The organism is Vibrio sinaloensis (genome assembly GCF_000808535.1).
GTDB classification, from domain to species: domain Bacteria; phylum Pseudomonadota; class Gammaproteobacteria; order Enterobacterales; family Vibrionaceae; genus Vibrio; species Vibrio sinaloensis_D.
In genome coordinates, this window is record NZ_JWLV01000010.1 from 74,613 (window position 1) to 96,597 (window position 21,985).

Sequence of the window (21,985 nt, forward strand, 5' to 3'; positions counted from 1 at the left end):
GGTTGCTCCTACGCTTAAGTTCGAAGTCAGTGTAGCGAGCTTGTGGTTCTCAAGTTCGACAATAAGTATCAATATAAACCAATAGTATGTCTACAGTGATACTTATTGTGAGGCTAATGGCTGAGGGTTGCTACCAAGGGAGCGGCTTTCCGTCAAAGTTAATGAATTGCCCAGATTGAGAAGGGTTCGACGTATCTATAACGCTGTCTAAGCCACGAGCAGACGTTTCGGTATCAATGAGGGCGTTAGGGCCACCCATTTCGGTTTGCACCCAGCCAGGATGAAGAGCTAAGACGGTGAAACCTTGATGTGAGAGATCATTGCTCAGGCTCTTTACGACAGAGTTTAACGCAGCTTTTGATGAACGGTAAATATAGCCACCGCCAGACGTGTTTTCCGTCATGCTCCCGACTTTTGACGACAAACATGCGATCTTTTTAAGCGTCCCTTTTTCAAGGTTTGGGTAGAATGCCTCGACAAGTTTGAGTGGGGCGATCGTGTTGATCTCGAATACTTTACGCCACTCTTCTACGTCTGTGTTGCCAAACCCATACCCTTTCGGACCGTAATAGCCTGCGTTATTCACCAGCACATCGATTGCTGATAACTGCTCCGCTAATGCTTTGACTGACGCGTAGTCGGTGACGTCCAGTTGGTGACATGTGAGGTTTTTATGGCTATTTGAGAGTAATTGCTGTGAGCTGTCGGCGCTGCGATAGGTAGTATGTACCGACCAACCTTGCTCTAAGTAAAGTTTAACAAGACTAAAACCTATGCCTCTATTTCCGCCGGTGATGAGAATGGTATTCATCGTGATATCGCCCCTCAATTCAATACTGACTCCGTAGGCTATCAAAAATCCGGTTAGCTTTCCCTAGCTAAGAGACGAGCTGGATAACAAATAGACCCGCCGCGACAAACATCGCAAGAAATAGAATCAACGCTGAAGCGGTTCCGGAAATAATGCCCAAATAAAAATAGAGAGTTCTATACACGATAGTAAACTGATTAAATGATAATTATTATCATTTAATCAGTTTTTCAACCTAGGTTCAAGCTGATACCATAAAACAACATCAACACTTTACTCGCTGCTATGATACCGCTGATTTATCACTCAATTTACTCGCAATTGCCGCTTCCTGAAGGGCACCGTTATCCGATTCAAAAGTACCAACTGCTTTATGAAGCCATCACTCAGCAACGAGAGTGCGACCCTAGGTGGAAGCAAGCATTTCAGTTTGTTGAGCCGTCACCGCTATCGGCAGAATGTGTCAAGCAAGTACATTGTCATGATTATATTGATGCACTTTTTAGTGGTGCTTTACCCGCGCCTAAAATGCGGCGAATTGGCTTTCCTTGGAGTGACACTCTGGTGAGCCGTACTCTTACATCAGCGGGTGGAACCAGTGAAACCGTAGAGCTGAGTGTTAAGAACGGGGTCGCGATTCATCTCAGTGGTGGCTATCACCATGCCCATAAAGATTTCGGTAGTGGTTTTTGTTTGATCAATGACTTGGTACTTGCGGCGAAACGAGCGCTTACCTTAGAGGGGATTGAAAAAGTCATTGTTATCGATAGCGATGTGCATCATGGCGACGGGACGGCAACTTTATGTGAACAAGAAGAACACATTGTCACGCTTTCTTTCCATTGCGATAAAAATTTTCCCGCACGCAAACCTGACTCAGATCTAGATGTTGCTTTAAGTAGAAATACGGGTGATGAGGAGTTTTTGAGTACATTTCGATCCGTCGTTGAAATGGCTATCTCGATTCATCAGCCAGACCTTATTTTATACGACGCTGGCGTGGATATTCATCACGAGGACGAGTTGGGCTACTTTGATGTTTCTACTGAGGCAATCTATGAAAGAGATAAGTTTATGTTCTCTTTAGCAAAGGATAATGGGTTGCCGATTGCTTGCGTAGTAGGTGGTGGGTATCGAACCAATCATGGTGATTTGGTTCCAGTTCACATGCAGTTGATACACGCTGCTTACGATGTCTATGCTTGCTAACAACGAAAAAAGCCGCTAATTTCTTAGCGGCTTTTTTACGGAATGTGGCGGAGAGATAGGGATTTGAACCCTAGATACGCTATTAACGTATGCCGGTTTTCAAGACCGGTGCTTTCAACCACTCAGCCATCTCTCCGTTGTTGAAGCGAATAATATAGAGGTTTAGAAAAGTTGTAAACCCTTAATTTTACTGTTTGCTTTAATTATGACCGCTTGAACACAATAAAGTATTTAACAGGCCGTTTTTTATACTTTATCAGCGACTAAAAACAAAAAAGAGAGCCGAAGCTCTCTTTTTAAGGTGTATTGGTCGGACTGACTGGATTTGAACCAGCGACCCCCGACACCCCATGACGGTGCGCTACCAAGCTGCGCTACAGTCCGATTCCGATAATGTAATAGGTTGCTATGCTTTAGTCAATCCTAACACCATGATTTAGTTACTTTTAACGTAGAAGCGCTGTAGCTCTGTTAAACCTTGCATAAGTACAGGAAGCGTTGGATTTTCGTCCTTTAGTCGCTTGTAGCTGCTATCGTAAAGTTTATAGTTGCCAAACTTATCTATCACCGTGGTGTTTTTAGTCGTGATTAACGCCAACTCGCGTGAATCTCCGGCTAAAATCCACTTTCTTGAACGTTCATCAAATAAGTTACGGCCACTACTGAAGTCATTCGGGTTAGAGGAAACACCAAGCAAATCTTGCAATAAGGTGACGGAAAGATCGAGGTGGCTCGTTCTATGCTGATACTGAGTGGCTACCTTACCTGGCCAGTGAATGACCATAGGTACCACCAATTGATATTGGCTGTAGTTGGAGTTAGCTCCCCAACTATTTGTGTTGGTCTCGTTAAACTCAGTACCGTGATTTGAGGTCAAGACAATGACGGTAGAGTCTGAAAGTTCAAGCTTTTCGATATAAGCAAACAACTCAGCTAGCTCGTCATCTGCGGTTTGAACGGACTTCTGATAACCAGCTTTGATCTTTTCACTGCTGGTTTGTTTCTCATCACCGCTGTCGTAGGCGCTAAAGTTGTCTAACGTTGTTAATTCAATGAAGCTAAACCAAGGTGAATCACCTTGCTCTTGCACCCAGTTAGCCCACGCATCAATGGCTTGCTTATCCTGAGAAAGTTCACCATTAAAAGGTACTCCTGTAAAAGGCATGCCTCGGAATATGGATTCGCCGTAAATCGGATCGTCGAAGTTGTCGCCACTGAACAAGCCAAAAGCGTACTCTTTGTCTAGCAAGGTATCGACGATGATCGGTTTAGTCCCTTGTGTTTTGATGCTTGGGGCGTAAGCACTTGGTAATCCGTAAAACAGGCCAAACACACCAAATGAATCATTACTTGAGCTGTAGTGATTTGAGAAATTGAGATTGTTGCTAGCAAACTCATTTGCTGTTGGCATCCAGTCGGCGTTTAATGCGTCGCCACGAAGGTTGTTGACGCTAATGACTAAAACATTAAGTGGGTTGGCACGACGACTAAATTCGAGCGCTTCAAGCGGGTAGCTAACGAGCTCTGTGTTTTGTTCTTTATTTTGCTGCAGGCGCTCCAAGTACTCTTCTCGGTCCAGTAAGCCGTGACGCTCCATAAACGATTTTGCTGTCATCGGGTAGGAGAGCGGGAAGTTCGCACGTTGCGCAGTAATCGGATTGTAAAAGTAGGCATCGGCCCACACGTAAATCAAGTGACTTGAAATAAAGCTGACAAAGAAGAGAGCAGCCAATGGACGCCCAACATGCTTGTGAGAGAGCTTGCGTTGTTTTCTCCATACCCACTCAGACAAGCCGAGTTGGAGCATAAAGATAAGCGGCATTACGATAAACAGATGCTGTAAGTCCGCACTGACACGAGACTTATCATCATTGAACAAGACTTCCCAAACCACGGGGGTTAAGTGGAGGTTGATCGTTTGATAGGCCTGAGTATCAATCAGTAACAGCGTAAGCCCAAGTGTGGCAAAGCAGACGGCAATCAGTCTAAACAGCTTTCTTGAGGGAACAAGAAATGTCAGCGGGAACAATACTAAAAGGTAGAGAGCGAAGACAAGAAAGCCAAAGTGGCCGACCCAAGACATCGCCAAATAAAACTGGCCAAGCAAAGTTTCTGGCCAAGGTGATTGAGTGATATAACGGGTGCCGATCAACATTGCTGCGATAATGTTGAAGAAGGCAAACCAGTGCCCCCAACCTACCAAACGTGATACACGTTCGCCGTATGTGTTTCCGCTATCTACCATGTATGTGTTCTATTTATTTGCGATTAGTGTGATTTTTCTTCAATCGAAGAAATAAGTGCTTGTGCAAATTTTTCAGCAATTACTTTGCGTTGTGAAGGTGCAACATCTTGATTTAAGACATTGGTAGCGATATTGCCTGCAATCATCAGAGAAAGCTCTGGTGATGCCGCATGTTTTTCAAGCACAATCGCGATCTCTGTAAGGATCTTCTCAACGGTCTCGTCGCTGTATTTAGATGTAATCGGCATAAGTGTTCTAATGTTGATAATAAAGCGGCTTATGATAACCTACAATGCCACGCAACTGAAACCTATGCAGCGATAAATTTCATCATGAGCCTTCAACTATCCAACGTTATCCTTCATCAACTGCAAAAAAACGATTCAGACGAACTTATCGTTAATTTTAGAACCGATTCCCTTGCTAATGATGCTTCTACTGAAAACCTGATTGCTGAACTGCACCGAGTGTTTCACTCCAAGGCGGGCAAAGGCTTTGGCTCGTTTAAATCAGACAGCGAATTTCAACAGTGGTTGCAGCAAATGCGCAAAGGAGAGCTGGGCTTCTATGACTTTTCGCAAAGCAGCGCGACTCGTTTAAAAGAAGAATTGTCAAAGTACCCGTTTGCGGATGAAGGTATCTTGGTGATTGCCGAGTACCAATCGTTGGCAACAGATTATCTATTTGTTGCCATCATTCCATCTAACCAAAGTTTGAAAGTGACAGAAGGTTTGGACATCAGCGCGACGGATTATTTAGACCTGAGCAAAATGGACATCGCTGCGCGCATCGACTTGACCAGTTATGAAACGGACAAAGAGTCTAATCGCTACCTCGCCTATATTAAAGGCCGAGTAGGGCGTAAAGTGGCGGATTTCTTCCTAGATTTCTTGCAGGCTGAAGTCGGACTGGATACTAAGCAGCAAAACCAAGTATTGATGCAAGCTGTCGAAGACTTTTGCGCGGACTCAAAACTCGAAAAAGACGAAGTGATCAGCTACAAAAAACAAGTGGCAGACTACTGTAACGAACAAATTAAATCTGGCGATGAAGTGCAGGTACGAGAGTTATCGGGAGAGCTGCCTTCTTCTCAAGACGGTACTAGCTTTTTAGATTACACCCAAGAGCAGGGATACGAACTGGAAGAGAGTTTTCCGGGGGATCGTACGACAGTGCGCAAACTGACTAAGTATGTGGGCGCGGGGGGAGGACTCAATGTCAGCTTTGATAGTCTTCTGCTTGGCGAACGTATTTTTTACGATCCAGAAACGGACACCCTTACCATTAAAGGGACGCCGCCCAACCTTCGTGATCAATTAACGCGTAACCGCTAAGCCTCAGAATATAGGACTAGGCGCAATTAATTAGTGCTTAGTCCTACCTTTCCTCCCGATAACGTATATTCTTGTATTCATAGCAATTTGTTCAAATAGGTATTGCATGGAACGCAAGTGGTTGAAGTTAGGCCTAGTACTTTCGTTACTTTGGCTCCTCGCTTTGGTCGGGATAGGAAGTAGCTACCGCACTGTAGAGTCAAGTCGGCTGCAAGTGGAAGAGCTCGGCTATGGCATTGATAGCCTGAGAAGCTCGCTCATTTACGCCGCGCCGTATCGAACTAAAATGGTCGAGCGCCAAGCGTTGGATTTGCAGCTCATTTATGCCCTTCGGCTTCAGATTGACGCCTTCTATCAAAAAAGTTGGCTGATGCCCGATCTCAATCAACTTCTATTTTCAACCGATCGTTTTATCGAGCAGGCGCAGGCTTATCTCGATAATGAGTTAGCAGTCCAAAAGCTAGCTAATACCATTCGCCAAACTCGAACCCAAGACACCAATTCTGAGGCGCTCTCAAACAAGTACTTCCAATTAAGTGCCAATGTGTTTGAAGCTATGTACCTCTCAGAAAAAGCCAATGCTGAAATATTCCGCCATGTGGATAAGATATATCAAGAGTCCACGACGCTTGAGCCTACTCAGCGTCAGCAACTACAGAAGGTATTGGTTGATGTTTCGCAAGTACTCAGTAGCTACGCTCAAGGCTCCTATTTAGTTGACAAGCTGATTTCTCATGATGTGTCTAATCACATCTCGGCGCTTGAGATTGACTACCGTACGCTATTACGTCACCACCTTATTGCTGCGGTAGGGGTAACGCTACTTACCATGACGGGTTTCTTAGTCTTACTCTTTTTAGCTCAAAGCAATCCTAGTTCCATTTCAAACATCGAGATTGAAGAGAGTGATCCTCCGGTTGCCAAACCCGTTGTCTCAGTAACCAGCTCGCCCAAAGTGGTTGAGGCAGAACCGCAAATAAACTTCGATGTCATGCTCAGTTCCTTAAATGGTGATGTTGAATCGGTGTGTATGTTGTTAGAAGTGTTTGTCGCCGACCATGCGGATGATGTGAATGAAATCACCCGTTTGCTTACCGATTCCCCTGAAGATGCGCAAAGAAAAGCGCACAGTTTGAAAGGGGTCGGTGGGAACTTAGGGGCGCATAAACTTAGAGAAGCCGCGGCTAAAGTCGAGGCTGCAATCCAACAAGACGTCTCACAGCTTTCTGGTTTGTTGGATGAGTTAAATGAGTGTTTGACCATCGCGATTCAGGAAGCGAAAGCATTCTTAAAAGAAAAGCAAAGCTAGTTGTTTACTTTCAATAAGAAGAGCGCCTTTGTGGCGCTCTTCTTTGTTTGTAGGTAGTGAACTTAAGCCGTTTGATTTTGGTATTGGGCTTCTTCTTCAGTCGCGGGCGCGGTTGGCTCGCACTTGTCAACAAACCATCCCATGTAAGAGGTTATGATGGTGACGATGATACAAACGAAACTCAGCCACATAAAAGGTGCGTATGAGAGCGTAGCAACGCCCAAGATACTTGCCATGTAAATGCCGTTGTCACTCCAAGGCACCATACCCGAAGTCAATGTCCCACCAAATTCCGCGTTACGAGACAGGTTTTTGCGCTTGTAGCCTAAGCGGTCGTAGTTTTTCGCACAGATTTTTGGCGTCAGAATCAATGATACATACATTGCTGAACCAAAGACGTTACCCATAAACGCGGTACCAATGGTGCTGGTTGCTAGAGAGCCAGCACTTTGAACACGACGCTCAAACAGTTTCGCTATCGTTTCTAGCACACCGACTTTATCCAGAAGCCCACCGAAACCTAAACCGAAGACGATCACAGCAACAGACCCGAGCATGGAAGACATACCACCACGATTTAAGATCGAGTCAATGAAAGTGACACCAGATTCGATTTCAAATGGCGCCCAAGCGGTGTTGAACGCTTGTAAGAAGTGCACGTCTTGAATCATTACTGCCCAGATAATGCCGAGTAGAGAACCGAAGCTAATTACAGGGAAAGATGGCATACGCATCGCAAGTAATCCAAGTACGATAATGACCGGTACAAACGAGTAAGGTGTGATGTAGAACTGTTGTTCCATCGCTTGGATAACAGACTGAACTTGAGACATGTCGACGTTGCCCGCGTAATGGAAGCCAAATGCGGTAAACATGATACCCGTGATGATGTAGCTGATAAGCGCAACAGGCAGCATGCCTTTGATGTGCTCCATGACTTCAACATTCGACATTGAAGACGCAAGAATCACCGAGTCTGACAGTGGCGACATTTTATCACCGAAGTAGCATCCTGATAGTACCGCACCTGCTGTGATGGGGGCTGGCACGCCAAGCCCTTGGCCAATGCCCATCATCGCAATGCCGGCGGTGCCCGCTGCACCCCAAGAAGTACCAGTGGCGAGGGCCGTCAATGAACAAATGATCATAGTCGCAAGAAGGAAAATAGAAGGATGAATTGCTTTTAGACCATAGTAAATGATGGTTGGAACAATGCCGCCGGAAATCCAAGTACCCACTAATGCACCAACTGCAAGAAGAATAAGTACCGCGCCAAGTCCGTTAGAAATACCGTTTAGTGCCGCTTTTTCAAGCTCTTTATATTGGTGGCCTAAACGAATACCCAGCACCATGATGATGAACCAGCCAATATAGAGTGCAAGTTGAATGGGTAGATCTAATTGGGCAGTAAATGAAAACGCCATCAATAGAAACAGTCCGAGGGAGACAATAACCTGCATCAAGCTTGGCAGACGGGGGGTAAGTTGCGTCATACAGAGCCTCTTATAAGTGTTATGAGTCAGTACAAATAGCAACTTATTTACTATTTGCTATGTGAGTGTGAACGCCTTTTAGGTGTGGGTGCACTTTACATTAGTCAGAATAATATTTCGATATAATGTGTACCTATTGTGATTCTGGTCTGCTTAGTAGGTTTTTTGTGGTTAATAATATGGTTAAACGTTAATTTTAATGGTTTGCAATGTTTGTGTTTGTAAATTTTGTGTAGCACGTGGTTTTTGTTTTTGTGGTGATTGATGAGTATTTTGGTTGGGAAAATAACAAGTGGATACAAAGTCAGCAAAATAGGTGGTTTAGCTTAAGTTGAGTCAACAAGAGCTAAAAGTTACAGATTTGATGCAATTTTCACTTGAGATTTTGCTGCGAAAATTGAATATTGGTGTATTCCCTTTTTAAATTGATTACACGGAGAGTTGAGAATGAGAGTAGGTTTAGTTGGTTGGCGTGGCATGGTTGGTTCGGTACTGATGCAACGCATGGTTGAAGAGAAAGATTTTGACCTTATCGAACCGGTATTTTATAGCACCTCTCAAGTAGGTATCCCTGCTCCCAACTTAGGCAAAGACGCGGGGCTTCTTCAAGACGCATTCGATATTGAAAGCCTAAAGCAGTTAGATGCAGTGATCACGTGTCAAGGTGGTAGCTACACCGAGAAAGTCTACCCAGCACTTCGTCAAGCCGGTTGGAAAGGCTACTGGATTGATGCGGCTTCGACTCTGCGTATGGCGCAAGACTCTATTATCACTCTAGACCCAGTAAACTTGACGCAGATCCAGCAAGGCATTCATGGTGGCACCAATACGTTTGTCGGCGGTAACTGTACGGTGAGCTTGATGCTAATGGGCCTAGGTGGTTTGTTCGAGAAGGGCCTCGTTGAGTGGACTAGCGCAATGACGTATCAAGCCGCCTCTGGCGCAGGTGCGCAAAACATGCGTGAGCTGATTTCTCAAATGGGTGTGATCAACGATTCAGTGAGTTCTGAATTGGCAAATCCTTCGAGCTCTATTCTTGATATCGACAAGAAAGTCGCTGACACCATGCGTAGCTCTTCATTCCCTACGGACAAATTTGGCGTGCCGTTAGCCGGTTCTTTGATCCCTTGGATCGATGTGAAGCGTGACAATGGCCAAAGTAAAGAAGAGTGGAAAGCGGGCGTTGAAGCGAACAAGATCTTAGGATTCCAAGATGCGCCAGTGCCTATCGACGGTACCTGTGTCCGCATCGGTGCAATGCGTTGTCACTCTCAAGCTTTGACGATCAAGCTGAAGCAAAATGTGCCAATGGACGAGATCGAAGAGATGATTGCTACGCACAATGATTGGGTTAAAGTGATTCCAAACGATCGTGATATTACCGCACAAGAGCTAACACCAGCGAAGGTGACGGGTACACTCTCAATCCCAGTAGGTCGTCTACGTAAGATGGCGATGGGTGATGACTTCCTAAACGCATTCACCGTAGGTGACCAATTGCTATGGGGTGCAGCGGAGCCACTTCGTCGTACACTTCGTATCATTCTGGCTGAAAAAGCGTAACGAAAGCTGGGCAGCAGTTCTTCAAAAAGCAGTTTAGGTGTGGTTCAGATATGATAAGTACCTAGATGAATAACTGAAAAGGGTTGGCATAGAAGCCAACCCTTTTTCGTTTCTCGCTATTCTTCAGCTACAACCCGCTTATCAGGATCGGCGAGCTCGCTGCCACAGTGTTTACAATACAATGCGTCTGCTTCATGGCCGCTTTGGGAACAGTTTGGACATTTAACTAACGACTTGTGTGAATTCATCTCTTGATTTAACTCCGCAGTAATAATGCCTGTCGGGACAGCAAGTATTGAGTAGCCAAGCAGCATTGTTACAGAAGCGATCGCCTTGCCGAGCGCGGTTTGCGGGATTAAATCTCCGTAGCCAACGGTAGTGATCGTCACAATCGCCCAATAGATGCTTTGAGGAATACTCGTAAAACCATTTTTAGGTCCTTCAATGACGTAAATCAGTGCGCCAAAAATAGTCACGAGAATTGCAACGGTACTAAAGAAGATGAAGATCTTACGCCTAGCCATAAGTAGCGAGCGAAGCAAAAGATTGGAGTCTTGCAGATAGCGAACGAGTTTGAGTACGCGGAAAATCCGCATGATTCTCAACGCTCGAATGACGCCCATGAAAGCGGCCGAAGGGAAGAAAAATGCCAAATAGGTGGGCAATATCGCCAATAGGTCAACAACGCCATAAAAGCTCTTGGCGTAAGCGCTGGGCTTGGGCGAGCAGTAGAGTCTCAGAATATACTCAATCGTGAATAGTGCGGTAAACGTGTACTCAAGATACTTGAGCTGTGCGCCCCACACCGAGCGAATCGAAGGGATCGATTCCAGTAACAATACGATCAGTGAAGAGACAATCGCGACGATTAAAGCTAAGTCAAACGCGCGACCTGCTTTTGTGTGCGAACCAAAAATAATGATGTATAGGTGATGTCTGAGTGAGTTACGCGGCATGATAGAGCGACCAAAAATTCCATCTCTCCATCATACCGAGTTTATTTAAGTCAGGCTAATTTTAGCGCTTACGCCAACCCAGGGAATAGGTTGCGCAGACCATTTGCGATGAACTCAATGCCCAGTGCGCCCAGAATCAAACCCATGATACGAGTGATCACGTTGATCCCAGTTTGGCCAAGGAATCGAACGATCAAGGGAGCGGAACGAAACAGCAACCAAGTCGAGAGCGCAAATAAAACGATAGTAACGATGATGCCAGCGGTATCAAACATGCTCGGGTAGCGAGAACCATAAACAATGGTTGAGCTAATCGCACCTGGACCTGCCATCAACGGCATCGCGAGGGGCACTACGCCAATCTGCTCTCGACTAACGTACTCTGATTTCTCTTGTTTGTTTTGCTTATCCTCACCCAACTTACCGCTCATCATTGAGAACGCAATACTCAAAAGTAGCAAACCGCCCGCAACGCGGAATGAATCGAGCGAGATACTGAACATATCCAAAAGCATTTGGCCGGCAAGTAAGGAAACAACAAGTATGATGGCGACCGCGACATTGGCCGTCACTGCCGTTTTATGCTTTTCTTCTTGAGTCATATGGCCAGTCAGTGACACGAACACCGGCATGATACCGACGGGGTTCACGGCAGCGACTAAGCCGAGAAAAAACTGCAGAAAAATAGCGATTTCGAAGGTTTGCATTAAAGGATGTCCACAGCAAAGTTAACAACAAGATTAGTACACGCGGAATATAGTCTAAAATCTGTTCGTCAACGAATGAAAAAAACTAACCTGTAAATCATTCCATTACTGAGAAAATCTAATTATTGAATAAATCGTAAATACTAATGACATACTTTGTTACGTAGAATCTGTGTCGACATCATGTTGTTTGACACAAACGTTAACATCTGCACATTTTCGATAAAAAATAAGTCGGTATGTAGAGAGAAATGCAGCTTTGGATATACTCTCAGTAGCACAAGGTTTGTGGACCACATGAAAGTTTGTGGCCAAAAAATGAAACTTTTTTACAAGATATTGTTGTTTTTCCATTTGATGCAACTGAATGCTGATATTTTGAACAATTATCTTTTGTGATCTAAATCTTTATATTTCATGTGTTTACGTGTTTTTTTGGGATTTGGATACCACTAAGTAGGTAAATAGTTTTTCAGAACTGATCTGGGTCAATTTTTTTCATAACCTGAAATAATATACTCAGCCCTGAAAGCAATTTACTAAGAAGCCTGCTTGTTTAGATAACAAAATCAGTTGAACAGTACTCTTACTAAAAAGTTTTTAATATTTGTTAATTTTAGGAGAATCCCTATGCCTGTAACTAATCTGGCTGAACTAGATGCAATGATTGCTCGCGTTAAGAAAGCGCAAGAAGAGTTCGCTACTTACTCTCAAGAGCAAGTAGACAAGATCTTCCGCGCTGCGTCTCTTGCAGCTAACCAAGCTCGTATCCCGCTAGCTCAACAAGCGGTTGAAGAATCTGGTATGGGTATTGTTGAAGATAAAGTAATCAAGAACCACTTCGCTTCTGAGTTTATCTACAACAAATACAAAGACGAACAGACTTGTGGCATCCTAGAAGAGGATGACAACCTAGGTACAATGACTATCGCAGAACCTGTAGGTATCATCTGTGGTATCGTACCAACAACTAACCCAACTTCTACTGCAATCTTCAAATCTCTAATCTCTCTGAAGACTCGTAACGGTATCATCTTCTCGCCACACCCACGTGCGAAAAACTCAACTAACGATGCAGCGAAACTTGTTCTAGACGCAGCAGTAGCAGCAGGTGCTCCAAAAGACATCATCGGTTGGATTGACCAGCCATCTGTAGAGCTTTCTAACGCTCTAATGAAGCACGACGACATCGCTCTTATCCTTGCAACTGGTGGTCCAGGCATGGTTAAAGCCGCTTACTCTTCTGGTAAGCCAGCAATCGGTGTAGGTGCAGGTAACGTTCCTGTTGTTATCGACGAAACAGCTGACGTTAAACGTGCTGTTGCTTCTATCCTAATGTCTAAGACTTTCGATAACGGCGTAGTATGTGCTTCTGAGCAGGCTGCAATCGTAGTTGACGAAGTATACGACGAAGTAAAAGAGCGTTTCGCTTCTCACAAAGCCGTTGTTCTTTCTAAAGCAGACGCAGACAAAGTACGTAAAGTGCTTCTAATCGACGGTGCGCTAAACGCGAAAATCGTTGGTCAACCAGCGCCAGCAATCGCTGAACTAGCGGGCGTTAAAGTTCCTGCTGATACAAAAGTACTTGTAGGTGAAGGTCTTGGTAAAGTGTCTTACGACGACGCATTCGCTCACGAGAAACTATCTCCAACTCTAGGTCTATTCCGCGCTGACAACTTCGAAGACGCAGTTGCTCAAGCAGTAACTATGGTTGAGATCGGTGGTATCGGTCACACGTCTGGTCTATACACTAACCAAGACGTTAACGCAGACCGCATCCGTTACTTCGGTGACAAGATGAAGACTGCTCGTATCCTAATCAACATCCCGACGACTCACGGTGGTATCGGTGACCTGTACAACTTCAACGTTGCACCTTCTCTAACTCTAGGTTGTGGTTCATGGGGTGGTAACTCTATCTCTGAGAACGTAGGTCCTAAGCACCTAATCAACAAGAAAACTGTAGCGAAGCGAGCTGAAAACATGTTGTGGCACAAACTACCTAAGTCTATCTACTTCCGTCGTGGTAGCCTTCCAATCGCAATGAGCGACCTAGAAGGTAAGAAACGCGCGTTCCTAGTAACTGACCGTTTCCTATTCAACAACGGTTACGCTGACGATGTAGTACAGCTTCTTAAAGCTCAAGGTATCGAAGTTCAAACTTTCTTCGACGTAGAAGCGGATCCAACGCTATCTGTTGTTAAGAAAGGTGCAGAAGCAATGCAAAGCTTCCAACCAGACGTAATCATCGCTCTAGGTGGTGGTTCTCCGATGGATGCAGCGAAAATCATGTGGGTAATGTACGAGCACCCAGAAACAGCATTTGAAGAACTAGCAATGCGCTTTATGGACATCCGTAAACGTATCTACAAGTTCCCTAAAATGGGTAAGAAAGCTGAGCTTGTATGTATCACTACAACTTCAGGTACGGGTTCAGAAGTTACACCATTCGCGGTTGTTACTGACGACGAGACAGGTGCTAAGTACCCACTAGCTGACTACGAAATCACGCCAAACATGGCTATCGTTGATGCTAACCTAGTAATGAACATGCCTAAGTCTCTAACAGCATTCGGTGGTTACGATGCAGTAACTCACGCTCTAGAAGCTTACGTATCTGTACTTGCTAACGAATACTCTGATGGTCAAGCTCTACAAGCACTTAAGATGCTAAAAGAGTACCTACCTTCAAGCTACGCGAACGGTGCTGGTGACCCAATCGCTCGTGAGAAAGTACACAACGCGGCAACTATCGCTGGTATCGCGTTTGCGAACGCATTCCTAGGTGTTTGTCACTCTATGGCGCACAAGATTGGTGCTGAGTTCCACCTACCACACGGTCTGGCGAACGCACTACTAATCTCTAACGTTGTACGTTACAACGCGAACGACAACCCAACTAAGCAGACTGCATTCTCTCAATACGACCGTCCACAAGCACGTCGTCGTTACGCTGAAGTTGCTGACCACCTAGGCCTAAGCCAAGAAGGTGACCGTACTGCTCAGAAGATTGAACGTCTACTAGCATGGCTAGACGAGCTAAAAGCTAACCTAGACATCCCAATGTCTATCCAAGCGGCTGGCGTGTCTGAAGCTGACTTCGTAGCGAAACTAGACGAACTAGCTGTTGAAGCGTTCGATGACCAGTGTACAGGTGCTAACCCACGTTACCCTCTAATCACTGAGCTGAAAGAAGTTCTACTAGCTTCTTACTACGGTAAAGCATTCGTTGAAGGTGAAACTTTCGAAGGTACTACGGTAATCAAGAAGAAAGCAGACCAAGAAGCAGCGAAAGCGCCTAAAGCTAAGAAAGCAAAAGCTGACGCATAAGTAAGACGTTAGTTATGAGATAAGTTTTCGCTAGCACGACACTTATCTATCGGGAAAAGATAAAGCCCCAGTCGAATGACTGGGGCTTTTTTTACGCCATGTGATTTTGGTGTTGTTGTCGATAAAGTGGCTAAGAACTTAGAATAGCTAACGGCAATAGGAAGTGGATGGTGATGGAACCATGGTCTGTGGCTAGGGAACTGTCTTTAAGTCGCTTGCGCGTGCAAAACTAGCGAGTGCAGGGTTGGGTCAGTATGGGTACCTTAGGGAAGGGGAAGGAACAGGCAGAAAAAAACCGACGTTTTCTCGTCGGTTTTTGTGGTTATATGCTTGTAAAGAAGGGTTATTTATCGTCTTCAGGAAGCTTAACATTCAGCTCAAGGACTGAAATGTCGTCATCTTTATGCTCAAAAGAAAGGTCGACCATGGAAGGGTCTACGGCAACGTACTTGCCGATCACTTTCAGAATGTCTTCTTTTAGTTGTGGTAGGTAAGATGGCGCTGGGTCACCTTGACTACGACGCTCTGCAACAATAATTTGCAGACGTTCTTTGGCTAAGTTCGCAGAGTTTTTTTTCTGCGGGCGGAAAAATTCAAGTAATGACATGCCGATTTAGCCTCCAAATAGTCGTTTAAAGATTCCTTTCTTCTGTTCGGTCAGGAAGCGGAAATCCACTTGCTGGCCAAGCAGGCGCTCGACTGTGTCGTCGTAAGCCATGCCAGCATCAGATTGCTCATCAAAAATGACAGGTACACCTTTGTTCGACGCATTTAAAACCGCTTGGCTCTCTGGGATAACTCCTAGCAAACCAATGTGCAGAATCTCTTCAACATCTTCAACACTGAGCATCTCGCCTTGTGTCACGCGAGCAGGGTTGTAGCGTGTCAGCAATAAGTGTTGTTTCACCGGCTCAAGGCCTTCTTCAGCTCGGCGAGACTTTGAATCCAAAATACCTAGAATGCGGTCAGAGTCTCGTACAGAAGAGACTTCAGGGTTTGTCGTTACGATCGCCTCATCAGCAAAGTATAGCGCCATTAACGCGCCTTGCTCGATACCTGCAGGAGAATCACAGATCACAAAATCAAAGCCCATTTCGTCAAGCTCATCAAGCACGCGGCGCACGCCCTCTTTAGTTAGAGCGTCTTTGTCACGTGTTTGCGAGGCTGGGAGAATAAATAGGTTCTCAGAACGTTTATCTTTGATCATCGCTTGATTGAGTGTTGCTTCACCGTTGATGACGTTAACAAAGTCGTAGACGACGCGACGCTCGCAACCCATGATTAAATCGAGGTTGCGCAGACCGATATCAAAATCGATTACAGCGGTTTTCTTTCCTTTCATCGCTAAGCCAGAAGCGATAGCAGCGCTTGATGTGGTCTTACCTACACCACCTTTACCTGACGTTACAACAATAATGCGTGCCATTATCTGTTCCTTATAAATCTTAAATCGTTAACAACTCGAATCGAAGCGAGTCATCATCCAAACTAAACATGATTTTTTGTTGCCAATATTCATCAGCAAATTGTTCTGTCAACCAATAATGACCTGCGATAGACATAAGTTCAGCGTTGAGCTTATTGCAGATGATGACCGCTTCTTTGTTGCCATTCGCTCCTGCGATTGCGCGCCCACGGAGTGTCCCGTGAATGTGAATGGAACCATCTGCAATGACCTCAGCACCTTCGCTGACATGGTTAAGCACCACGAGATCACTATCTTTTGCGTAAATTTGTTGACCAGAGCGCACCGGCGAGCGGACAATTTTGGTCGGCGCCATTTTAGCGGGCGCTTGGCTCGGCGACTTACTCGCAGACATAATGGCAAAAGACGCCTCACTGGCGAGATTTTGCGTTCGTTTGTCTTTACAGCCAGCAACACCAACCGGAATCATACCAGCCGCGGAAATTCCGTGCTTCAGTGCATGAAAGTCAATATCGTCTTCCACCTTAGCAATGTTGATTACCACAGGGGCATTGGCAAAAAAAGTCGGTGCCTGCTCGACTTTCTCATTGAGGAATTTAACCGTTTTTTCCACATCGTTGTCACTAAGGTGTAAAACGGACAATGTGAAGCTACTGCCTTTTAGGTCTGGTGAATGTGACATCTTTTACTTACAACCTCGTAAGGGCGTTGCCTGAGACTAGGGTTGTCATGTTATATTCCCACAATAAGCTCAGCAAGTTATCTTGCGCTCAATTGAGTGTTTTGCTCTCAAAAATAGCGAAACACTGACGTTCATTGAATAGAAACGGACAAAAGGCTCCCCATGCTTTGTGCAATTTACAAAAGTTCTAAAAAAGAAGGCGCTTACCTCTACATCCCTAAAAAGGACGATTTTTCACAAGTTCCTGACACATTGATGCAGATGTTTGGCAAACCTATTATGGTTATGGTGATCAAACTTGACGGGCGCCAACTGGCATCAGTCGATATCGATAAAGTGAAACAGTCACTTGAAGAAGAAGGTTTTTTCCTCCAGCTTCCGCCACCGCCCAAAAATTTGCTTGATGAATACAAAGAGCAGAAAAAAGCGCGTCAACAGTCCGAAGAAAAATAACGAAACGGACGCCAAAACCTTGCTCAAGGAGGGCAATGTGAAGAAATTATTGTCAGTCGTATTAGGTGCCACTATTGCCAGCTCTGTTTGGGCAAACGAGCAGAGTTTTGAGCAATACGTTGATGGATTAAAACAAGAAGCCAGAGAACACGGCATTTCTGAACAGGTGATCTCTGCAGCTTTTTCAGATGTAACTTATAAGCCTCGCGCCGTAAAAGCGGATCGCAACCAGCCAGAGAAAAAGCTCACGCTGGATGAGTACATTCCGCGGGCAGTGCCAGATTGGAAAGTTAAGCAAGCCAAAGAGCTCTACGAAAAGCATTACGAGACTCTTTCCCGTATTGGTGATGAATATGGCGTTCAGCCACGATTTATCGTCGCATTGTGGGGCGTAGAGAGCAATTTTGGCCGCTTCACTGGCAATTACAGTGTAATAGATGCGTTATCCACCATGGCTTATGACGGTCGCCGTGAAGCGTTCTTCCGTAAAGAAGCAATGGCGGCATTGCAGATCCTTGAAGAAGGCCATATCCCAGTTGAAGATTTTAAAGGATCATGGGCTGGGGCGATGGGGCAGTGTCAGTTTATGCCAAGCTCCTTCTTAGCGTTCGCCGCTGATGGTAACGGTGATGGTAAGAAAGACATTTGGCAGACCGAAGCGGATGTGTTTGCATCTGCCGCGAATTATCTGAGCGAATCTGGCTGGGGCGATAAATATACTTGGGGACGTCAGGTCAAATTACCCCAAGGTTTTGATACCAGTATCCAAGGTCGCAGTGAAGAGAAAGGGAAATATCTTCAGGAGTGGAGCAAGCTAGGCGTGACTCGTTACGATGGTCGTCCACTACCAAAACTGGATGACGATATTAAGGCTTGGTTGATCGCCCCGGATGACGCAAACGGCCGAGTCTACCTTGTTTATAATAACTACAATGTGCTGATGAAGTGGAACCGCTCTTACTACTTCGCCCTAGCGGTTAGCCATTTGGCCGATAGAATTGTACTTTAATTGTGTAAAGGGGCTCGTAGGAGCTCCTTTTTTGTTTTGGAGTTTTTGTGTTATCAGAACGCGCGATGCAGATGGTGGTGTTTGCCGCCTTGCTCACTCATAAAAATTTTACCGCTGCGGCACGCAGTCTGGGTGTTTCTGTTTCTCATGTGAGTAAGCAACTGGCACAGCTTGAAGAGTCGCTCGGTGTTAAATTGGTTCAACGCACTACGCGAACATTTACTCCAACGGAAGCAGGCGAAAACTTTTACCACCATTGTCAAAAAGTTGTGCGAACGATTGAAGAAGCGCAACGAGAAGTGGAAAGCCAACGCGATGAAGTGGCAGGGCTGATTAAAATTGGCTTGTCGCAGTCATTTGGCACACTACATATTCTCCCCGCAATCGACGAGCTCAGAGTTCGTTACCCGAACCTGCAAGTCGAGATGCATTTGTTCGACTATCGCGTTGATATGCTCCAAGAAGGGCTGGATTTGTGGATAACCAATAACGAAACCTTACCCGAAGGTTATGTGGCGCAAAGGTTAGCTGATAGTCGATTCGTCGTAGCTGCATCACCAGATTACTTGGTTAAGCACAGTACGCCTCATCACCCAAATGAGCTTGCGCAGCACAATTGTCTGATTTATCGCAGTTGGGAGCGAGACTACACAAGCTGGGCGTTTTCGAAACCGGAAGAGCAACTGAATGTAAAAGTGTCAGGCAACTACTCGGTGGACCTTGCTGAAGCGGTTCGAGATGCGGCCGTCGCGGGGTGGGGAATTGCTTACTTAGCGACTTACCTAATACGAGATGAGTTCAAAAATGGGCAACTGATACAGCTTCTTCCCGATTGGCAGGCGAGCCAAGATATGCCTTTTTATGCCGTCTACCCAAGTAGACGATATTTGCCGACCAAAACCGCCGCGGTGATCGAGTTTATCAAACAAAAAATCGGTGCTCCCTGCCATTGGGATAAGCGATTAGCGCCGTATTTGCAGGGGTTCAAGTCGTGAAAGCGACTCACGATATTGTTTCTGTTTTTAGAAACATCTTTTCTAAGTGGAAATAATAAACAAGAGCAAACGTTTAAACTGATTAAAAACAGCATGTTATATCCATGGTGATTAATTGCGCAATGGAAAGTACACTCCATTAACAACTGTGATTTGCATCTCATTTTTAAGTGAATATTATCCGACGCCAATCTTGTTCCCCCCAATTTTGTCGGATCTTTTATGAATTCTATTCTTGGTATCGTAGCCATCTTGTTTTTAGCATGGCTACTTTCTACAAACAGAAAAAGTATCAACCTTAAAACGGTATCGCTGGCGTTTGCGCTTCAAGTTTCTTTCGCATTGCTCGTCTTGTATGTCCCTGCGGGAAAAGATGCACTTAATAGCGTGACGGGCGCGGTGTCTAACTTAATCAATTATGGCCAAGAAGGTATAGCGTTCTTATTTGGCGGCCTTGCAACGGGTGGCTTCACCTTCGCGATCAATGTATTGGGCATCATCATTTTCTTTTCCGCGCTGATTTCCGGTTTATACCACATTGGAGTGATGCCAAAAGTGATCAACTTGATCGGTGGCGGGCTCCAAAAGTTACTAGGAATCGGTCGTGCAGAATCACTTTCAGCAACGGCGAATATTTTTGTTGGCATGATTGAAGCGCCTCTTGTTGTTAAGCCGTACTTAAAGCACATGACGGACTCTCAGTTTTTTGCTGTGATGGTTGGTGGTCTCGCTTCTGTTGCTGGTGGCACGTTGGTGGGCTACGCATCACTCGGTGTTGATCTTAACTTCCTGATTGCAGCGGCATTTATGTCAGCACCTGCGGGTCTTTTGATGGCGAAAATTATGGTGCCAGAGACACAAACCGCAGACGCAGAAATAGACATGAACAATGTCGAAATGCCACGCGCGACCAATGTGGTTGAGGCGATGGCAGACGGCGCGATGGCGGGTTTACGTATCGCCGTTGCGGTTGGTGCAACCTTGCTGGCGTTTGTCAGTGTGATTGCTATGCTAAACGGTATGCTAGGTTGGGTTGGTAGCCTGATGGGAATGGAGCTCAGCTTTGAGCTAATCTTGGGGTATCTGTTTGCTCCTGTCGCGTGGCTGCTTGGCGTTCCTTGGAATGAAGCGATTACCGCAGGCTCTTTGATTGGTAACAAAATCGTGGTTAACGAGTTTGTCGCATTTATTCAGTTAATGGACGTTAAGGCCCAACTGAGTGAGCATTCACAAGCAATTGTCACTTTTGCTTTATGTGGATTTGCCAATATTTCAACGATGGCAATGTTGATTGGCGGTTTAGGTAGTGTTGTTCCTGAAAAACGCCCATTTATTTCTAAATTCGGCTTTCGTGCAATTGCCGCAGGTGTGATGGCGAACTTAATGAGTGCGTCGATTGCGGGCGTTATCTTGAGCCTATAAGCATCGCGAACAGTAGTTACCAATGCTCTAAGCACCACGAATTAAGTAAACATTAAAAAGGGGTTGATGTGCTACCACATCAACCCCTTTTTTGGTTTCTCAAGAGTCGTTACTTCTTAGTGTGGAACTGCTCACAGGCAATCATGGTATTTTCGATAAGGCTTGCTACTGTCATCGGGCCAACGCCACCAGGAACAGGGGTAATGAAACTCGCGTTTTCACGGGCTTTGTCATACTCCACATCGCCTACCAACTTTCCTGACTCCAAACGGTTGATACCCACATCGACCACGACCGCGCCTTTTTTAATCCAATCACCGGGGATAAAGTTCGGTTTACCAACAGCAACCACGACAACGTCTGCTTGGCGAACATGGCCTTCTAAGTCTTTAGTAAAACGGTGACAAGTCGTGGTGGTGCAGCCAGCTAACAGGAGTTCAAGTGTCATAGGACGGCCCACGATGTTTGAAGCGCCGACCACAACGGCGTGCTTGCCGCGCAGTTCGATGTTGTAACGGTCAAGTAGTGTAATGATGCCTTTTGGTGTGCACGAACGAAGTTTTGGAATGCGTTGTGCCAATCGCCCTACGTTATAAGGGTGAAAACCGTCCACGTCTTTTTCAGGCGCAATGCGCTCAAGAACATGTGTTGTATCGATGCCTGCCGGAAGTGGCAGTTGAACCAAAATACCGTCAATCTCAGAATCTTGGTTCAGTTCATCAATTAGCGCGAGCAACTCTTCTTCCGATGTGGTTGCAGGAAGGTCAAAAGACTTGGAAACGAAGCCAACTTCTTCACAAGCACGACGTTTGCTACCGACATAGACTTGAGAAGCGGGATCTTCACCCACGAGTACCACAGCAAGGCCTGGGGCGCGCAAACCGTTCTCGATACGAGCTTTTACACGTGCTGCAACTTCGGATCGAACAGTTTGAGAAATGAGAGTTCCATCTATATTTTGAGCAGTCATGACTTTCCTTTTAAATTGATAAGGCAAATTATTTGCGCAGCATTGTCGCAGAAATTCAATTTAACATCCAT

19 protein-coding genes and 2 tRNA genes are annotated in these 21,985 nt (G+C 45.4%); 9 read left to right on the plus strand and 12 right to left on the minus strand.

The genetic code is table 11. From position 1 onward, the window contains the following. Positions 1–130: 130 nt before the first annotated feature. Entirely contained in the window at positions 131–811 is a 681-nt protein-coding gene (locus RJ47_RS07725) for an SDR family oxidoreductase (protein ID WP_039482960.1), read from the minus strand. 285 nt (positions 812–1,096) lie between these two features. Between RJ47_RS07725 and RJ47_RS07730 the strand changes: the two genes are divergently transcribed. Next, positions 1,097–2,020 carry a histone deacetylase gene (locus RJ47_RS07730; RefSeq protein WP_039482963.1) on the plus strand — a complete coding sequence of 308 codons (924 nt, stop codon included), beginning with the start codon at positions 1,097–1,099 and terminating at the stop codon, positions 2,018–2,020. A gap of 45 nt (positions 2,021–2,065) precedes the next feature. Here the strand turns inward: RJ47_RS07730 and RJ47_RS07735 are convergent. The 4 genes from RJ47_RS07735 to RJ47_RS07750 all read right to left on the minus strand — a co-directional run bounded on the left by RJ47_RS07735 (position 2,066) and on the right by RJ47_RS07750 (position 4,513). Further along, positions 2,066–2,156: transfer RNA gene (locus RJ47_RS07735), tRNA-Ser, on the minus strand. 171 nt (positions 2,157–2,327) lie between these two features. Further along, a tRNA-Pro gene (locus RJ47_RS07740) sits at positions 2,328–2,404 on the minus strand. Positions 2,405–2,456: 52 nt separating this feature from the next. After that, positions 2,457–4,265: a DUF3413 domain-containing protein gene (locus RJ47_RS07745; protein WP_038133927.1), complete on the minus strand. Its 1,809-nt coding sequence runs from the start codon at positions 4,263–4,265 to the stop codon at positions 2,457–2,459. A 23-nt stretch (positions 4,266–4,288) separates the two neighbouring features. After that, positions 4,289–4,513 carry a YejL family protein gene (locus tag RJ47_RS07750; protein ID WP_005473334.1) on the minus strand — a complete coding sequence of 75 codons (225 nt, stop codon included), beginning with the start codon at positions 4,511–4,513 and terminating at the stop codon, positions 4,289–4,291. Between the two features lie 84 nt (positions 4,514–4,597). Here RJ47_RS07750 and yejK point away from each other — a divergent pair, with 84 nt between their 5' ends. Then, positions 4,598–5,599: a nucleoid-associated protein YejK gene (gene yejK / locus RJ47_RS07755; RefSeq protein ID WP_038133930.1), complete on the plus strand. Its 1,002-nt coding sequence runs from the start codon at positions 4,598–4,600 to the stop codon at positions 5,597–5,599. 106 nt (positions 5,600–5,705) lie between these two features. After that, the gene (locus RJ47_RS07760; RefSeq protein WP_039482966.1) at positions 5,706–6,908 is read left to right on the plus strand and encodes an Hpt domain-containing protein; all 1,203 of its coding nucleotides are present in this window, start codon (positions 5,706–5,708) and stop codon (positions 6,906–6,908) included. Positions 6,909–6,970: 62 nt separating this feature from the next. On the opposite strand, the gene nhaC is transcribed toward RJ47_RS07760, so the two are convergent. Further along, positions 6,971–8,401 carry a Na+/H+ antiporter NhaC gene (gene nhaC, locus RJ47_RS07765; RefSeq protein ID WP_039482968.1) on the minus strand — a complete coding sequence of 477 codons (1,431 nt, stop codon included), beginning with the start codon at positions 8,399–8,401 and terminating at the stop codon, positions 6,971–6,973. Positions 8,402–8,848: 447 nt separating this feature from the next. Here nhaC and asd point away from each other — a divergent pair, with 447 nt between their 5' ends. Next, a complete protein-coding gene (gene asd, locus RJ47_RS07770) occupies positions 8,849–9,964 on the plus strand; it encodes an aspartate-semialdehyde dehydrogenase (RefSeq protein WP_038133936.1) in 1,116 nt (371 codons plus the stop codon). A 116-nt stretch (positions 9,965–10,080) separates the two neighbouring features. Here the strand turns inward: asd and RJ47_RS07775 are convergent, their stop codons facing one another. Together RJ47_RS07775 and RJ47_RS07780 are read right to left on the minus strand one after the other, a co-directional pair. Further along, positions 10,081–10,920, minus strand: a complete 840-nt coding sequence (locus tag RJ47_RS07775) for an ion transporter (RefSeq protein WP_038213492.1) — start codon at positions 10,918–10,920, stop codon at positions 10,081–10,083. A 68-nt stretch (positions 10,921–10,988) separates the two neighbouring features. Continuing rightward, a complete protein-coding gene (locus RJ47_RS07780; protein WP_005473357.1) occupies positions 10,989–11,627 on the minus strand; it encodes a YchE family NAAT transporter in 639 nt (212 codons plus the stop codon). Between the two features lie 630 nt (positions 11,628–12,257). Here RJ47_RS07780 and adhE point away from each other — a divergent pair. Continuing rightward, positions 12,258–14,957 (plus strand): bifunctional acetaldehyde-CoA/alcohol dehydrogenase, encoded by a 2,700-nt coding sequence (adhE, locus tag RJ47_RS07785; RefSeq protein ID WP_038133939.1) that lies wholly within the window; start codon positions 12,258–12,260, stop codon positions 14,955–14,957. Positions 14,958–15,300: 343 nt separating this feature from the next. Here adhE and minE read toward each other — a convergent pair whose 3' ends face one another. The 3 genes from minE to minC are packed head-to-tail and all read right to left on the minus strand — an operon-like array spanning position 15,301 to position 17,065. Then, complete coding sequence (minE, locus tag RJ47_RS07790) at positions 15,301–15,564, minus strand: cell division topological specificity factor MinE (protein WP_039482971.1); 264 nt, start codon at positions 15,562–15,564, stop codon at positions 15,301–15,303. 6 nt (positions 15,565–15,570) lie between these two features. Next, positions 15,571–16,383, minus strand: coding sequence for a septum site-determining protein MinD (minD, locus tag RJ47_RS07795; RefSeq protein ID WP_005473329.1), 813 nt, complete (start codon positions 16,381–16,383; stop codon positions 15,571–15,573). Between the two features lie 19 nt (positions 16,384–16,402). Then, positions 16,403–17,065: a septum site-determining protein MinC gene (gene minC, locus RJ47_RS07800; RefSeq protein ID WP_038191548.1), complete on the minus strand. Its 663-nt coding sequence runs from the start codon at positions 17,063–17,065 to the stop codon at positions 16,403–16,405. 162 nt (positions 17,066–17,227) lie between these two features. Here minC and RJ47_RS07805 point away from each other — a divergent pair, with 162 nt between their 5' ends. The 4 genes from RJ47_RS07805 to RJ47_RS07820 all read left to right on the plus strand — a co-directional run bounded on the left by RJ47_RS07805 (position 17,228) and on the right by RJ47_RS07820 (position 20,944). Next, positions 17,228–17,518, plus strand: a complete 291-nt coding sequence (locus RJ47_RS07805; protein ID WP_005473359.1) for a YcgL domain-containing protein — start codon at positions 17,228–17,230, stop codon at positions 17,516–17,518. 37 nt (positions 17,519–17,555) lie between these two features. Beyond that, positions 17,556–18,527: a lytic murein transglycosylase gene (locus tag RJ47_RS07810; RefSeq protein WP_005473442.1), complete on the plus strand. Its 972-nt coding sequence runs from the start codon at positions 17,556–17,558 to the stop codon at positions 18,525–18,527. A 47-nt stretch (positions 18,528–18,574) separates the two neighbouring features. Next, complete coding sequence (locus tag RJ47_RS07815; protein WP_038191546.1) at positions 18,575–19,522, plus strand: LysR family transcriptional regulator; 948 nt, start codon at positions 18,575–18,577, stop codon at positions 19,520–19,522. 222 nt (positions 19,523–19,744) lie between these two features. Then, positions 19,745–20,944 carry a NupC/NupG family nucleoside CNT transporter gene (locus RJ47_RS07820; RefSeq protein WP_039482974.1) on the plus strand — a complete coding sequence of 400 codons (1,200 nt, stop codon included), beginning with the start codon at positions 19,745–19,747 and terminating at the stop codon, positions 20,942–20,944. A gap of 109 nt (positions 20,945–21,053) precedes the next feature. Here the strand turns inward: RJ47_RS07820 and folD are convergent, their stop codons facing one another. Next, positions 21,054–21,914 carry a bifunctional methylenetetrahydrofolate dehydrogenase/methenyltetrahydrofolate cyclohydrolase FolD gene (gene folD, locus RJ47_RS07825; RefSeq protein WP_038191544.1) on the minus strand — a complete coding sequence of 287 codons (861 nt, stop codon included), beginning with the start codon at positions 21,912–21,914 and terminating at the stop codon, positions 21,054–21,056. Between the last annotated feature and the right edge of the window lie 71 nt (positions 21,915–21,985).

Coding starts and splice junctions, on each gene's coding strand:
- RJ47_RS07725 (WP_039482960.1), bottom strand. CDS start 811: ATGAATACCATTCTCATCACCGGCGGAAATAGAGGCATAGGTTTTAGT.
- RJ47_RS07730 (WP_039482963.1), top strand. CDS start 1,097: ATGATACCGCTGATTTATCACTCAATTTACTCGCAATTGCCGCTTCCT.
- RJ47_RS07745 (WP_038133927.1), bottom strand. CDS start 4,265: ATGGTAGATAGCGGAAACACATACGGCGAACGTGTATCACGTTTGGTA.
- RJ47_RS07750 (WP_005473334.1), bottom strand. CDS start 4,513: ATGCCGATTACATCTAAATACAGCGACGAGACCGTTGAGAAGATCCTT.
- yejK (WP_038133930.1), top strand. CDS start 4,598: ATGAGCCTTCAACTATCCAACGTTATCCTTCATCAACTGCAAAAAAAC.
- RJ47_RS07760 (WP_039482966.1), top strand. CDS start 5,706: ATGGAACGCAAGTGGTTGAAGTTAGGCCTAGTACTTTCGTTACTTTGG.
- nhaC (WP_039482968.1), bottom strand. CDS start 8,401: ATGACGCAACTTACCCCCCGTCTGCCAAGCTTGATGCAGGTTATTGTC.
- asd (WP_038133936.1), top strand. CDS start 8,849: ATGAGAGTAGGTTTAGTTGGTTGGCGTGGCATGGTTGGTTCGGTACTG.
- RJ47_RS07775 (WP_038213492.1), bottom strand. CDS start 10,920: ATGCCGCGTAACTCACTCAGACATCACCTATACATCATTATTTTTGGT.
- RJ47_RS07780 (WP_005473357.1), bottom strand. CDS start 11,627: ATGCAAACCTTCGAAATCGCTATTTTTCTGCAGTTTTTTCTCGGCTTA.
- adhE (WP_038133939.1), top strand. CDS start 12,258: ATGCCTGTAACTAATCTGGCTGAACTAGATGCAATGATTGCTCGCGTT.
- minE (WP_039482971.1), bottom strand. CDS start 15,564: ATGTCATTACTTGAATTTTTCCGCCCGCAGAAAAAAAACTCTGCGAAC.
- minD (WP_005473329.1), bottom strand. CDS start 16,383: ATGGCACGCATTATTGTTGTAACGTCAGGTAAAGGTGGTGTAGGTAAG.
- minC (WP_038191548.1), bottom strand. CDS start 17,065: ATGTCACATTCACCAGACCTAAAAGGCAGTAGCTTCACATTGTCCGTT.
- RJ47_RS07805 (WP_005473359.1), top strand. CDS start 17,228: ATGCTTTGTGCAATTTACAAAAGTTCTAAAAAAGAAGGCGCTTACCTC.
- RJ47_RS07820 (WP_039482974.1), top strand. CDS start 19,745: ATGAATTCTATTCTTGGTATCGTAGCCATCTTGTTTTTAGCATGGCTA.
- folD (WP_038191544.1), bottom strand. CDS start 21,914: ATGACTGCTCAAAATATAGATGGAACTCTCATTTCTCAAACTGTTCGA.